The 13,859-nt window shown below is 59.7% G+C and carries 10 protein-coding genes and 1 tRNA gene; all 11 read left to right on the top strand.

From position 1 onward, the window contains the following. The first annotated feature begins 47 nt into the window (after window positions 1-47). The 11 genes from ACS4RR_RS16885 (at window position 48) to rpoC (ending at window position 13,833) form a co-directional block, all read left to right on the top strand. A complete protein-coding gene (locus ACS4RR_RS16885) occupies window positions 48-182 on the top strand; it encodes a hypothetical protein (RefSeq protein ID WP_017963898.1) in 135 nt (44 codons plus the stop codon). Window positions 183-352: 170 nt separating this feature from the next. Continuing rightward, window positions 353-1,246: an NAD-dependent epimerase/dehydratase family protein gene (locus tag ACS4RR_RS16880; RefSeq protein ID WP_170283009.1), complete on the top strand. Its 894-nt coding sequence runs from the start codon at window positions 353-355 to the stop codon at window positions 1,244-1,246. A gap of 168 nt (window positions 1,247-1,414) precedes the next feature. Continuing rightward, window positions 1,415-1,490: transfer RNA gene (locus ACS4RR_RS16875), tRNA-Trp, on the top strand. Between the two features lie 195 nt (window positions 1,491-1,685). Further along, window positions 1,686-1,886: a preprotein translocase subunit SecE gene (gene secE, locus ACS4RR_RS16870; RefSeq protein WP_003547514.1), complete on the top strand. Its 201-nt coding sequence runs from the start codon at window positions 1,686-1,688 to the stop codon at window positions 1,884-1,886. A 17-nt stretch (window positions 1,887-1,903) separates the two neighbouring features. Continuing rightward, window positions 1,904-2,434 (top strand): transcription termination/antitermination protein NusG, encoded by a 531-nt coding sequence (gene nusG, locus ACS4RR_RS16865; protein WP_003547516.1) that lies wholly within the window; start codon window positions 1,904-1,906, stop codon window positions 2,432-2,434. Between the two features lie 176 nt (window positions 2,435-2,610). Further along, window positions 2,611-3,042, top strand: a complete 432-nt coding sequence (rplK, locus tag ACS4RR_RS16860; RefSeq protein WP_003547518.1) for a 50S ribosomal protein L11 — start codon at window positions 2,611-2,613, stop codon at window positions 3,040-3,042. 4 nt (window positions 3,043-3,046) lie between these two features. Beyond that, window positions 3,047-3,748: a 50S ribosomal protein L1 gene (gene rplA / locus ACS4RR_RS16855; RefSeq protein WP_017963901.1), complete on the top strand. Its 702-nt coding sequence runs from the start codon at window positions 3,047-3,049 to the stop codon at window positions 3,746-3,748. Window positions 3,749-4,076: 328 nt separating this feature from the next. Beyond that, window positions 4,077-4,595 carry a 50S ribosomal protein L10 gene (gene rplJ / locus ACS4RR_RS16850; RefSeq protein ID WP_003547522.1) on the top strand — a complete coding sequence of 173 codons (519 nt, stop codon included), beginning with the start codon at window positions 4,077-4,079 and terminating at the stop codon, window positions 4,593-4,595. A 58-nt stretch (window positions 4,596-4,653) separates the two neighbouring features. Next, complete coding sequence (rplL, locus tag ACS4RR_RS16845; RefSeq protein ID WP_017963902.1) at window positions 4,654-5,031, top strand: 50S ribosomal protein L7/L12; 378 nt, start codon at window positions 4,654-4,656, stop codon at window positions 5,029-5,031. A 263-nt stretch (window positions 5,032-5,294) separates the two neighbouring features. Beyond that, a complete protein-coding gene (gene rpoB, locus ACS4RR_RS16840; RefSeq protein WP_170278542.1) occupies window positions 5,295-9,434 on the top strand; it encodes a DNA-directed RNA polymerase subunit beta in 4,140 nt (1,379 codons plus the stop codon). Between the two features lie 190 nt (window positions 9,435-9,624). Then, entirely contained in the window at window positions 9,625-13,833 is a 4,209-nt protein-coding gene (gene rpoC / locus ACS4RR_RS16835; RefSeq protein ID WP_260110652.1) for a DNA-directed RNA polymerase subunit beta', read from the top strand. The last annotated feature ends 26 nt before the right edge of the window (window positions 13,834-13,859 follow it).

Here is a 13,859-nt window from a genome sequence, read left to right as displayed (position 1 = left end):
TTGGACCATTTTAGTCCAGACTCCTCCTTGCAAAGAGGAGAGCCCGGATGATTCCCAAGGCCACATTCGCTGCGACGATATTCGCGATGTATGTTTTTACGATGTTTTTCATCGCTGCAATTCCGCAAGAGGTTGTTCAGTCAGCCGGAGTGCAGATCGACGAGGTAAGTGTCGTCAAGTAACGACCCTTACAGGCCATCGCAGGGTTCTGCGGTGACCGGAAATGATTGGCCAGGTGCTCCGGATAGGATGCTCCTGGCGACGCGGGGGTGAACCCCTGCCGGACGCTCGCTTGCTCTTCGCGCGGAAGCGTCTATCTATGCCTCCGATTTCATGACGCGGAGGATATTCCATGAAGAGACGTATTCTGTTCACGGGCGGTTCGGGCAAGGCAGGTCGCCATGCTGTGCCATGGCTCGTCAAATCAGGTTACGAGGTTCACAACCTCGATCTCGTGCCGCTGGATAGCCCCGGCGTCACCAATCTCATCGCCGACATCACCGATAGCGGTCAGGTCTTCAACGCGCTTTCGATGCATCGCGATTTTCCCGATCTCGACGCGGGCAGGGGCGTGCAGCCCTTCGACGCCGTCGTGCATTTCGCCGCCATCCCGCGCATCCTGATCAAGCCCGACAACGAAACCTTCCGCATCAACACGATGGGCACCTATAATGTCATCGAGGCGGCGGTGAAGCTCGGCATCCGGAAGATTATCGTGGCATCGAGCGAGACGACTTATGGAGTCTGCTTTGCCGAAGGCCATCGCGATTTCCACCAGTTCCCGCTGGAGGAGGACTACGACGTCAATCCGATGGATTCCTACGGCCTTTCGAAGGTGGTCAACGAAAAGACGGCGCGCGCCTTTGCCGAACGTTCGGGCTTCGACATCTATGCGCTGCGCATCGGCAACGTCATCGAGCCTGACGAATACGAGAAGTTCCCGACCTATTTCGCCCATCCCGAGATGCGCAAGCGTATCGCCTGGAGCTATATCGACGCCCGCGACCTCGGGCAGATCTGCCATCTTTGCGTCGAGAAGGACGGTCTCGGCTACCAGGTGTTCAATGCCGCCAACGACACCGTCTCGGCCAATACGCCATCGAAGGAGCTCGCAAAGCGATTCTTCCCGAACGTGCCCTTCACCCGCGAGATCGGCGAATATGAGGGCCTGCTCTCCAACCGCAAGATCCGCGAGGTGCTGGGCTTTAAGGAAGAGCACGATTGGCGGAAATATGTGAAGGTCTGAACCGACCTTGGTCGCGCGATTGAAAAGCCGATCGTTCGCATATCAGGAGAATGGCTTTGAAAATCGAAAATCGTGCTTGCCAATCCCTTGTCGCCGTCTTAAAGGGAGCGCCATGCTTTTCAGCAGCGATTTGCGGGCCTTGGCTCAGGCGCTGAATGATCGGTATGAAGGGGTATAGCTCAGTTGGTAGAGCGGCGGTCTCCAAAACCGCAGGTCGTAGGTTCGAGCCCTACTGCCCCTGCCATTTTCCTGGATGCGGGACAGCGCGCACATGCTCGCGGCATTTCCGGCCGGGGATTGATTGGTGGTAAGTAATTTCGTTAAACTTCGGTTTCCCTCTTGTGTATTCGGAAATCGGTGTTTATTTAGGGTTCAACAGACACGCGGTGCGTGGGGCTGATAGTTTCAGCTTTACGCGCCGTAATTGCGTGGGCAGTCGATGGCATCCAAATCCAATCCGTTTGCGTTTCTGCAGCAGGTTCGCTCCGAGACGTCGAAAGTTACATGGCCGTCGCGCCGCGAGACCATGATCTCGACGGTCATGGTGCTGGTGATGGTGGTTTTCGCCGCGCTGTTTTTCTTTGCCGCTGACCAGCTGATCGGCTGGGCTCTGAGCTTCGTGCTGAATACCGGCAACTGATACGGGTGGAGATGAAAATGGCGGCACGTTGGTACATCGTCCACGCATATTCCAATTTTGAAAAGAAGGTGGCTGAAGACATCGAGAATAAGGCTCGCCAGAAAGGGCTTGAGCACCTGTTCGAGAAGATCCTCGTGCCGACCGAAAAGGTGGTGGAAGTGCGTCGCGGCCGCAAGGTCGATTCCGAGCGCAAGTTTTTCCCGGGCTATGTCATGGTTCGTGCCAATCTGACGGACGAAGCCTACCACCTGATCAAGAATACGCCGAAGGTCACAGGTTTCCTCGGCTCCGACAATAAGCCCGTTCCGATTCCGGATTATGAAGCCGAGCGCATTCTCGGCCAGGTCCAGGAAGGTGTCGAGCGGCCGAAGGCCTCCATTACCTTCGAGATCGGCGAGCAGGTCCGCGTTTCCGACGGTCCGTTCGCTTCGTTCAACGGCACGGTTCAGGATGTGGACGAAGAGCGTTCGCGCCTGAAGGTGGAAGTGTCGATCTTCGGCCGAGCGACGCCAGTCGAGCTGGAATACGCTCAGGTTGAGAAGGTCTGATTGCAGAAATTGGAGGCTGGCTCTTGCGGCCTGTTTCCTGCGGACGTTGTCCGCACCCGCGTGGAAGGTGAGGGGTCTTAGCCGGACCCTAATGATCCGCACCACGCAACCGCAGCCGCCGGAGAGATCCGGCATCACGGGCCGGGCGACCGGCCGTTCATGAAAGGCAGAGAGATATGGCTAAGAAAGTTGCAGGCCAGCTCAAGCTTCAGGTCAAGGCAGGATCGGCAAACCCGTCCCCGCCGATTGGTCCGGCGCTTGGTCAGCGTGGCATTAACATCATGGAATTCTGCAAGGCGTTCAATGCCGCCACGCAGGAAATGGAAAAGGGCATGCCGATTCCGGTCGTCATCACCTATTACCAGGACAAGTCCTTCACCTTCGCGATGAAGCAGCCGCCGGTCAGCTACTGGCTGAAGAAGGAAGCGAAGATCACATCCGGTTCCAAGACGCCCGGCAAGGGCGCCAAGGCCGGCTCCCTCACCAAGGCTCAGATCAAGTCGATCGCAGAAGCCAAGATGAAGGATCTGAACGCAGCGGATATCGAAGGTGCAATGGCGATGATCGAGGGCTCCGCCCGCGCCATGGGCCTGGAAGTGGTGGGTTAAGATCATGGCTGGTAAGCGCACGCAGAAGATCAACGAAGGTGTTGATCCCACCAAGCTCTACGCTCTGACCCTGGCCATCGGCATGGTCAAGGAACGGGCTGTCGCCAAGTTCGACGAAACCATCGAAGTCTCGATGAACCTCGGCGTCGACCCGCGCCATGCGGACCAGATGGTTCGTGGCGTCGTCAACCTGCCGAACGGCACGGGCCGCACGGTTCGCGTCGCTGTTTTCGCTCGTGGCGCCAAGGCTGACGAAGCCAAGGCCGCTGGTGCCGATATCGTTGGCGCCGAAGACCTCGTCGAAATCGTCCAGGGCGGCAAGATCGAATTCGATCGCTGCATTGCCACCCCCGATATGATGCCGCTCGTCGGCCGTCTCGGTAAGGTTCTCGGCCCCCGCGGCATGATGCCGAACCCGAAGGTCGGCACCGTTACTATGGATGTCGCTGGTGCCGTCAAGGCTTCCAAGGGCGGCGCTGTCGAGTTCCGCGTCGAGAAGGCTGGCATCGTCCATGCCGGTATCGGCAAGGCCTCTTTCGAAGCCAAGGCTCTGGAAGAAAACATCCGCGCCTTTGCCGACGCCGTCATCAAGGCGAAGCCGGCTGGCGCCAAGGGCAACTACGTCAAACGCGTGGCGATTTCGTCGACCATGGGCCCGGGCGTCAAGATCGAGCCCGGCTCGGTCACCGGAGCGCCGACCGCATAAGTTTATGCCGGGCTTTAAGTCCGGCGACTGAATTTCCGGCCTCGCAAGGGGCCGGAATATTCCGGAGAAATCCGGAATCCTGTCCGAGATTGCAGGTGGTTTTCCCTTAATCACTGTGCCTGCATGAGACGGGTAAGACCCGAATTGCAAGAAGTTCGCTTCTAGGAACTCGGTTCGAGCCTTGGATGCCTTGTGCCTCTTTAGCCTTGATTGGCGCGAGAGCGCGGGGGGACAGGATCCTCAAGCGTCGCTTGGGATCTCGCTTGATCCCAGGAGGCAAAAGGCAACCGGCGGGCCCATTTTCGGTCCCGCCAACTGGAGATAGGCAGTGGAAAGAGCGGAAAAACGCGAATTCGTCACGGAACTGAACGAAGTCTTCAAGGCTTCGGGCTCAGTTGTCGTGGCCCACTATGCTGGTGCCACAGTCGCGCAGATGAACGATTTTCGTTCGAAGATGCGCGCAGCTGGCGGCACCGTCAAAGTCGCGAAGAACCGCCTGGCCAAGATTGCCCTTCAGGGTACGGAAGCGGAAGGGATGTCCAATCTCTTCAAGGGTCAGACGCTGATTGCATACAGCACCGATCCGATCACCGCTCCGAAGGTCGTCATGGATTTCGCCAAGACCAATGACAAGATCATTGTTCTGGGCGGCGCCATGGGAACAACCACGCTCAACGCCGATGCAGTCAAGTCGCTTGCGACCCTGCCTTCGCTCGATGAGTTGCGTGCGAAGCTGCTGGGCATGATCCAGACACCGGCTACCCGCATCGCTGGGGTTGTTGCAGCACCGGCAAGCCAGCTTGCTCGCGTGTTTGCGGCCTACGCCAAGAAGGACGAAGCCGCGTAAGGCGGTTTTTCGCTGTTTATAATCAACCGGTTCGAACCGAACAAAAGGAACTAGTAAAATGGCTGATCTCGCAAAGATCGTTGACGACCTCTCCTCGCTGACCGTTCTGGAAGCTGCAGAACTGTCGAAGCTTCTCGAAGAAAAGTGGGGCGTTTCCGCCGCTGCTCCGGTAGCTGTTGCTGCCGTTGGTGGCGGTGCTGCTGCTGCTGTCGTTGAAGAAGAAAAGACCGAATTCGACGTCATCCTCACGGATGTCGGCGCCAACAAGATCAACGTCATCAAGGAAGTCCGCGCCATCACCGGTCTCGGCCTCAAGGAAGCCAAGGATCTCGTTGAAGCCGCTCCGAAGGCTGTCAAGGAAGGCGTCAACAAGGCTGAAGCCGCTGACATCAAGAAGAAGCTTGAAGACGCTGGCGCCAAGGCCGACGTCAAGTAATCTTGAACTGCTTTTGGGAGGCAGTATTTCTACTGCCTCCCATTTGCCGTTTTTCTGAACGAATTACCCAAAAGCCGCGTCGAAACGGCTTTTGGGTAATGGGTTCTTCAAAAGGATGGTCTCCCACCGAGGGCAGCACAGCAATCCGAGCTGAGCGTTTTCCGGGGTCGGACGAGATTGAACTACTCATTGATTGACGGGATCGACTGGCCATCGGTTCCCGTCCGTTGCAGGCCCGGGTGCAAGATTTTGAAGGAGCGACGATGGCTCAGACCCTTTCGTTCAACGGTCGCAGGCGCGTACGCAAGTTTTTTGGTAAGATCCCCGAAGTCGCAGAAATGCCGAACCTCATCGAGGTTCAGAAGGCGTCCTACGACCAGTTTCTGATGGTTGAAGAGCCGAAGGGCGGCCGGCCCGACGAGGGCCTTCAGGCCGTCTTCAAGTCGGTTTTCCCGATCACCGATTTCTCCGGCGCATCGATGCTGGAATTCGTGTCCTACGAATTCGAACCGCCGAAGTTCGACGTTGACGAATGCCGTCAGCGCGACCTGACCTATGCGGCGCCGCTGAAGGTGACTCTGCGCCTCATCGTGTTCGATATCGACGAGGATACCGGCGCGAAGTCGATCAAGGACATCAAGGAACAGTCCGTCTACATGGGCGACATGCCGCTCATGACCAACAACGGCACGTTCATCGTCAACGGTACCGAGCGCGTCATCGTCTCTCAGATGCACCGTTCGCCGGGCGTCTTCTTCGACCACGACAAGGGCAAGAGCCATTCGTCCGGCAAGCTGCTCTTTGCTGCGCGCGTCATCCCTTATCGCGGTTCCTGGCTCGATATCGAATTCGACGCCAAGGACATCGTCTACGCCCGTATCGACCGCCGCCGCAAGATCCCTGTGACGTCGCTGCTGATGGCGCTCGGCATGGACGGCGAGGAAATCCTCGACACTTTCTACACGAAGTCGCTCTACAAGCGCGACGGCGAAGGCTGGCGTATTCCTTTCAAGCCGGAAACGCTGAAGGGTGCCAAGGCGATCACCGAGATGGTCGACGCCGATACCGGCGAAGTCGTCGTGGAAGCCGGCAAGAAGCTGACCCCGCGCCTGCTGCGCCAGCTTTCCGACAAGGGCCTGAAGGCACTCAAGGCCGCCGACGACGATCTTTACGGCAACTACCTTGCCGGTGACATCGTCAACTACTCGACGGGTGAAATCTACCTCGAGGCTGGCGACGAAATCGACGAGAAGACGCTTGGCATCATCCTGGCGAACGGCTTCGACGAGATCCCGGTTCTCGGCATCGACCACATCAATGTCGGCGCCTATATCCGCAACACACTGACAGCCGACAAGAACGAGAACCGTCAGGACGCTCTGTTCGACATCTACCGCGTCATGCGTCCGGGTGAGCCGCCGACCATGGAATCGGCGGAAGCCATGTTCAACTCGCTGTTCTTCGATGCGGAGCGTTACGACCTCTCCGCCGTCGGCCGCGTCAAGATGAACATGCGCCTCGACCTGACCGTCGAAGACACCGTCCGCATCCTGCGCAAGGACGACATCCTGGCCGTGGTCAGGATGCTGGTCGAACTGCGCGATGGCAAGGGCGAGATCGACGACATCGACAACCTCGGCAACCGCCGCGTCCGTTCGGTCGGCGAGCTGATGGAAAACCAGTACCGTCTCGGCCTGCTGCGTATGGAGCGCGCGATCAAGGAACGTATGTCCTCGATCGAGATCGACACGGTCATGCCGCAGGATCTGATCAACGCCAAGCCGGCAGCCGCCGCCGTGCGCGAATTCTTCGGTTCCTCGCAGCTCTCGCAGTTCATGGACCAGGTCAACCCGCTCTCGGAAATCACCCACAAGCGCCGTCTTTCGGCTCTTGGCCCGGGCGGTCTGACCCGTGAGCGCGCCGGCTTCGAAGTCCGCGACGTGCATCCGACCCACTATGGCCGCATTTGCCCGATCGAAACGCCGGAAGGCCCGAACATCGGTCTGATCAACTCGCTTGCGACCTTTGCCCGCGTCAACAAGTACGGCTTCATCGAAAGCCCGTACCGCCGAATCGTCGACGGCAAGGTGACGAGCGACGTGCTCTACCTCTCCGCCATGGAAGAGGCGAAGTACTACGTCGCCCAGGCCAACGCCGAGATGAACGCTGACGGGTCCTTCGTCGACGAATTCGTCGTCTGCCGTCATGCCGGTGAAGTTATGCTCGCTCCGCGCGACAGCATGAACCTGATGGACGTCTCGCCGAAGCAGGTTGTTTCGGTCGCAGCCGCGCTCATCCCGTTCCTGGAAAACGACGACGCCAACCGCGCGCTGATGGGCTCGAACATGCAGCGTCAGGCAGTGCCGCTGCTGCGTGCCGAAGCTCCGTTCGTCGGGACCGGCATGGAGCCGGTCGTCGCCCGTGACTCGGGTGCTGCCATCGGCGCCCGCCGCGGCGGCGTGGTCGACCAGGTCGACGCGACGCGTATCGTTATCCGCGCCACGGAAGACCTCGAAGCCGGCAAGTCCGGCGTCGATATCTACCGTCTGCAGAAGTTCCAGCGTTCGAACCAGAACACCTGCGTCAACCAGCGCCCGCTGGTCACCGTCGGTGACGAGGTCAACCGCGGCGACATCCTCGCCGACGGCCCATCGACCGATCTCGGCGACCTGGCGCTCGGCCGCAACGCGCTCGTCGCGTTCATGCCCTGGAACGGCTACAATTACGAAGACTCGATCCTGCTCTCCGAGCGTATCGTTGCCGACGACGTGTTCACCTCCATTCACATCGAGGAATTCGAAGTGATGGCACGCGACACCAAGCTTGGTCCTGAGGAAATCACCCGCGATATTCCGAACGTTTCGGAAGAAGCGCTGAAAAACCTCGACGAAGCCGGCATCGTCTATATCGGCGCCGAAGTTCAGCCGGGCGATATCCTCGTTGGCAAGATCACGCCGAAGGGCGAAAGCCCGATGACGCCGGAAGAAAAGCTTCTGCGCGCCATCTTCGGCGAAAAGGCCTCCGACGTGCGCGACACCTCCATGCGCATGCCGCCCGGCACCTACGGCACCATCGTCGAAGTTCGCGTCTTCAATCGCCACGGCGTTGAAAAGGACGAGCGCGCGATGGCGATCGAGCGCGAAGAGATCGAGCGTCTGGCAAAGGACCGTGACGACGAGCAGGCGATCCTCGACCGTAACGTCTACGGCCGTCTGATCGAAATGCTGCGCGGCCAGGCCTCTATTGCTGGCCCGAAGGGCTTCAAGAAGGGCAGCGAGCTTTCGAACGCCGTCGTCTCCGAATATCCCCGCTCGCAGTGGTGGATGTTCGCGGTCGAAGACGAAAAGGTCCAGAGCGAGCTCGAAGCGCTCCGCGGTCAGTACGACGAATCCAAGTCGCGCCTCGAACAGCGCTTCATGGACAAGGTCGAAAAGGTCCAGCGCGGCGATGAAATGCCCCCTGGCGTCATGAAGATGGTCAAGGTCTTCGTCGCCGTAAAGCGCAAGATCCAGCCTGGCGACAAGATGGCCGGCCGTCACGGGAACAAGGGCGTCGTCTCGCGCATTGTGCCGGTGGAGGACATGCCGTTCCTCGAAGACGGCACGCATGTCGACGTCGTTCTGAACCCGCTCGGCGTGCCTTCGCGTATGAACGTCGGCCAGATCCTGGAAACCCATCTGGGTTGGGCTTGCGCCGGCATGGGTCGCCAGATCGGCGAACTGATCGACGCATACAAGGCCAATGGCAACATTGAGCCGCTGCGCAAGACCATCGGCGATGTCGTCGGAGACGGCCCCAAGGCCGAGCAGGTGCACGAGTTCGACGACGACTCGGTTCTGCGTCTCGCCGACCAGTGGAAGCGCGGCGTTTCGATTGCGACGCCTGTTTTCGACGGCGCGAACGAAGCCGACGTCAACGACATGCTGCGTTTGGCAGGTCTTAAGGATAGCGGTCAGTCGACGCTCTATGACGGCCGTACCGGCGAGCAGTTCGACCGCCAGGTGACGGTGGGCTACATCTACATGCTGAAGCTCAACCATCTGGTCGACGACAAGATCCATGCTCGTTCGATCGGTCCTTACTCGCTCGTGACCCAGCAGCCGCTGGGCGGCAAGGCGCAGTTCGGCGGCCAGCGCTTCGGCGAAATGGAAGTCTGGGCGCTCGAAGCATACGGCGCGGCCTACACGCTGCAGGAAATGCTGACGGTGAAGTCGGATGACGTCGCCGGCCGTACCAAGGTCTACGAAGCCATCGTCCGCGGAGACGACACGTTCGAAGCCGGTATTCCGGAAAGCTTCAACGTTCTCGTCAAGGAAATGCGCTCGCTGGGCCTCAGCGTCGAGCTCGAGAACACCAAGCTTGACGAGGCGCAGGCAGCTCAGCTGCCCGACGCGGCCGAGTAAGCACTTGATAGGGCGTGCGCTGCCAATGCGGCGCACGCCGGTCCCGCCGGGCGCCGTATCCGTGTCGGCCCGGAAGGGAAGTTTCGCCGCATCCAGCGGTTATTCTCGTTTAAGCGAGGAAGGCGGCTCCCGGGAATTTGCCGCCGACCATCGCATTTTGAGGGCGCTTTAGCCCATGAAGGAGACAGGCATGAACCAAGAGGTCATGAATCTTTTCAATCCGCAGGTGCCTGCACAGAATTTCGATTCCATTCGGATTTCGATCGCGTCTCCGGAGAAGATCCTCTCCTGGTCTTACGGTGAGATCAAGAAGCCGGAAACCATCAACTACCGTACGTTCAAGCCGGAACGCGACGGTCTGTTCTGTGCGCGCATCTTCGGGCCGATCAAGGACTACGAATGCTTGTGCGGCAAGTACAAGCGTATGAAGTACAAGGGCATCATCTGCGAAAAGTGCGGCGTCGAAGTCACGCTGTCGCGCGTTCGCCGTGAGCGCATGGGCCATATCGAGCTCGCAGCTCCCGTTGCCCACATTTGGTTCCTGAAGTCGCTGCCATCACGCATTTCGACGCTGCTCGACATGACGCTGAAGGATGTCGAGCGCGTCCTCTACTTCGAAAACTACATCGTCACCGAGCCGGGCCTGACCGCCTTGAAGGAGCACCAGCTCCTCTCGGAAGAAGAGTACATGCTCGCTGTCGACGAATACGGCGAAGACCAGTTCACCGCGATGATCGGCGCTGAGGCGATCTACGAGATGCTGGCGTCGATGAACCTCGAAAAGATCGCTGGCGACCTGCGCGCAGAGCTTGCCGACACCACGTCGGATCTCAAGCAGAAGAAGCTGATGAAGCGCCTGAAGATCGTCGAGAACTTCATGGAGTCGGGAAACCGTCCGGAATGGATGATCATGAAGGTCGTTCCGGTCATCCCGCCGGATCTGCGCCCGCTGGTTCCGCTCGACGGCGGCCGTTTCGCGACGTCGGATCTGAATGATCTCTACCGCCGCGTCATCAACCGTAACAACCGTCTGAAGCGTCTGATCGAGCTTCGTGCGCCTGGCATCATCATCCGCAACGAAAAGCGCATGCTGCAGGAATCCGTTGACGCGCTGTTCGACAACGGCCGTCGCGGCCGTGTCATCACCGGCGCCAACAAGCGTCCGCTGAAGTCGCTCTCCGACATGCTGAAGGGCAAGCAGGGCCGCTTCCGTCAAAACCTGCTCGGCAAGCGCGTCGACTATTCCGGCCGTTCCGTTATCGTCACCGGTCCGGAACTGAAGTTGCATCAGTGCGGCCTGCCGAAGAAGATGGCGCTCGAGCTCTTCAAGCCGTTCATCTATGCCCGCCTTGACGCCAAGGGTTACTCCTCGACCGTCAAGCAGGCCAAGAAGCTGGTCGAGAAGGAAAAGCCGGAAGTCTGGGATATCCTCGACGAGGTCATCCGCGAGCATCCGGTTCTCTTGAACCGCGCACCGACGCTGCACCGCCTGGGTATCCAGGCCTTCGAACCTATCCTGGTCGAAGGCAAGGCGATCCAGCTGCATCCGCTCGTCTGCACGGCCTTCAACGCCGACTTCGACGGCGACCAGATGGCCGTTCACGTGCCGCTGTCGCTCGAAGCTCAGCTCGAAGCCCGCGTGCTGATGATGTCGACCAACAACATCTTGCATCCGGCCAACGGCGCGCCGATCATCGTTCCCTCGCAGGACATGGTTCTCGGCCTCTACTATCTGTCGATCCTCAATCAGAACGAGCCGGGCGAAGGCATGGCCTTCTCTGATCTCGGCGAGCTGCATCACGCCCTCGAAAGCAAGGTCGTGACGCTGCACACCAAGATCCGTGGCCGCTTCAAGTCGATCGACGAGGATGGCAAGCCTTACTCGAAGATCTATGAGACGACGCCTGGCCGTCTGCTCATCGGCGAACTGCTGCCGAAAAACGGCAAGGTGCCCTTCGATATCTGCAACCAGGAAATGACCAAGAAGAACATCTCGAAGATGATCGACACGGTCTATCGCCATTGCGGCCAGAAGGACACGGTCATTTTCTGCGACCGCATCATGCAGCTCGGCTTCGCCCACGCCTGCCGCGCCGGCATTTCGTTCGGCAAGGACGACATGGTCATTCCGGACGCCAAGGCCAAGATCGTTGCCGACACCGAAAACCTGGTGAAGGAATACGAGCAGCAGTACAATGACGGCCTCATCACCCAGGGCGAAAAGTACAACAAGGTTGTCGACGCCTGGGGCAAGGCGACCGAAAAGGTCGCCGAAGAGATGATGGCCCGCATTAAGGCGGTCGAATTCGACGAGAAGACCGGTCGCCAGAAGCCGATGAACTCGATCTACATGATGAGCCACTCCGGTGCCCGCGGTTCTCCGAACCAGATGCGCCAGCTGGGCGGCATGCGTGGCCTCATGGCCAAGCCGTCGGGCGAAATCATCGAGACCCCGATCATCTCGAACTTCAAGGAAGGCCTGACCGTCAACGAGTATTTCAACTCGACCCACGGCGCCCGCAAGGGTCTGGCAGACACCGCCCTGAAGACCGCCAACTCCGGCTACCTGACCCGCCGTCTCGTCGACGTCGCTCAGGATTGCATCGTCACGCACGTCGATTGTGGAACGCAGACGGGCCTCACCATGACCGCCATCGTCGATGCCGGCCAGGTGGTTGCCTCGATCGGCGCCCGTATCCTCGGCCGCACGGCGCTCGACGACATCGATCATCCGGTCACGGGTGAGCGGATCGTCGATGCGGGCAGGATGATTCTCGAGCCCGACGTCGTCGAAATCGAGAAGGCCGGCATCCAGTCGATCCGCATCCGCTCGGCGCTGACCTGCGAAATCCAGACGGGCGTCTGCTCGGTCTGCTACGGCCGCGACCTCGCGCGCGGTACGCCGGTCAATATGGGCGAAGCCGTCGGCGTCATCGCTGCTCAGTCGATCGGCGAGCCGGGTACCCAGCTCACCATGCGTACCTTCCACCTTGGCGGTACGGCAACCGTGGTCGACCAGTCGTTCCTCGAAGCCTCGTACGAAGGTACGGTGCAGATCAAGAACCGCAACATCCTGCGCAATTCCGATGGCAACCTCGTTGCCATGGGCCGCAACATGACCGTCCAGATCCTGGACGAACGTGGTGTCGAGCGGTCGTCGCAGCGTGTGGCCTACGGTTCGAAACTGCATGTCGACGAAGGCGACAAGGTCAAGCGCGGCCAGCGCCTGGCAGAGTGGGACCCCTACACCCGTCCGATGATGACGGAAGTGGCCGGTACCGTTCAGTTTGAAGATCTGGTCGACGGTCTCTCCGTTCTGGAAGCGACCGACGAATCGACCGGCATCACCAAGCGTCAGGTTATCGATTGGCGTTCGACCCCGCGCGGCTCGGACCTCAAGCCGGCGATCGTCATCAAGGATGCTAGCGGCAATATCGCGAAGCTGTCCCGTGGTGGTGACGCCCGCTTCTTCCTCTCGGTCGATGCGATTCTGTCGGTCGAGCCGGGCACGAAGGTCTCCCAGGGTGACGTTCTCGCCCGTTCGCCGCTCGAAAGCGCCAAGACCAAGGACATCACCGGCGGTCTGCCGCGTGTTGCCGAGCTGTTCGAAGCCCGCCGTCCGAAGGACCACGCCATCATCGCAGAGATCGATGGTACGATCCGCCTCGGCCGCGACTACAAGAACAAGCGTCGCGTCATCATCGAGCCGGCGGAAGACGGTGTCGAGCCTGTCGAATACCTGATCCCGAAGGGCAAGCCCTTCCACCTTCAGGAAGGCGACTATATCGAAAAGGGTGACTACATCCTCGACGGTAACCCGGCTCCGCACGACATCCTGGCGATCAAGGGTGTGGAGGCTCTGGCCTCCTACCTCGTCAACGAGATCCAGGAAGTCTACCGCCTGCAGGGTGTCGTCATCAACGACAAGCACATCGAGGTGATTGTCCGTCAGATGCTGCAGAAGGTGGAAATCACCGATGCAGGCGACTCGACCTATATCGTCGGCGACAATGTCGACCGGATCGAGCTCGAAGACGTCAACGATCACCTGATCGAGCAGGGCAAGAAGCCAGCCTATGGCGATCCGGTTCTTCTCGGCATCACCAAGGCGTCGCTGCAGACCCCGTCCTTCATCTCGGCCGCGTCCTTCCAGGAAACGACGAAGGTGCTGACGGAAGCTGCGATCGCCGGCAAGACCGACGGCCTGCAGGGTCTGAAGGAAAACGTCATCGTTGGCCGCCTCATCCCGGCCGGTACCGGCGGCACCATGACCCAGATCCGCCGCATCGCCACGTCGCGCGACGAGATGATCCTCGAAGAGCGCCGCAAGGGCACGGGTGCTGCCGTCGCCACGCCGATGCTGCAGGACATGGCCGAAAAGGCTCCGGCTGCGGAATAACCCGCGGCTGAAGTCGACGAATTGAA

It is taken from the genome of Rhizobium zaerense (assembly GCF_051810725.1).
In the GTDB taxonomy this organism is placed as follows: Bacteria; Pseudomonadota; Alphaproteobacteria; order Rhizobiales; family Rhizobiaceae; genus Rhizobium; species Rhizobium leguminosarum_I.
The sequence above is the reverse complement of the archived record's forward strand: the minus strand, read 5'-3'. Positions and strand labels throughout refer to the sequence as shown.

Bases quoted from the DNA above. Each gene is read 5' to 3' on its own strand.
- rpoC (WP_260110652.1), top strand. From the start codon at position 9,625: ATGAACCAAGAGGTCATGAATCTTTTCAATCCGCAGGTGCCTGCACAG.
- rpoB (WP_170278542.1), top strand. From the start codon at position 5,295: ATGGCTCAGACCCTTTCGTTCAACGGTCGCAGGCGCGTACGCAAGTTT.
- rplA (WP_017963901.1), top strand. From the start codon at position 3,047: ATGGCTGGTAAGCGCACGCAGAAGATCAACGAAGGTGTTGATCCCACC.
- rplK (WP_003547518.1), top strand. From the start codon at position 2,611: ATGGCTAAGAAAGTTGCAGGCCAGCTCAAGCTTCAGGTCAAGGCAGGA.
- rplL (WP_017963902.1), top strand. From the start codon at position 4,654: ATGGCTGATCTCGCAAAGATCGTTGACGACCTCTCCTCGCTGACCGTT.
- nusG (WP_003547516.1), top strand. From the start codon at position 1,904: ATGGCGGCACGTTGGTACATCGTCCACGCATATTCCAATTTTGAAAAG.
- ACS4RR_RS16885 (WP_017963898.1), top strand. From the start codon at position 48: ATGATTCCCAAGGCCACATTCGCTGCGACGATATTCGCGATGTATGTT.
- secE (WP_003547514.1), top strand. From the start codon at position 1,686: ATGGCATCCAAATCCAATCCGTTTGCGTTTCTGCAGCAGGTTCGCTCC.
- ACS4RR_RS16880 (WP_170283009.1), top strand. From the start codon at position 353: ATGAAGAGACGTATTCTGTTCACGGGCGGTTCGGGCAAGGCAGGTCGC.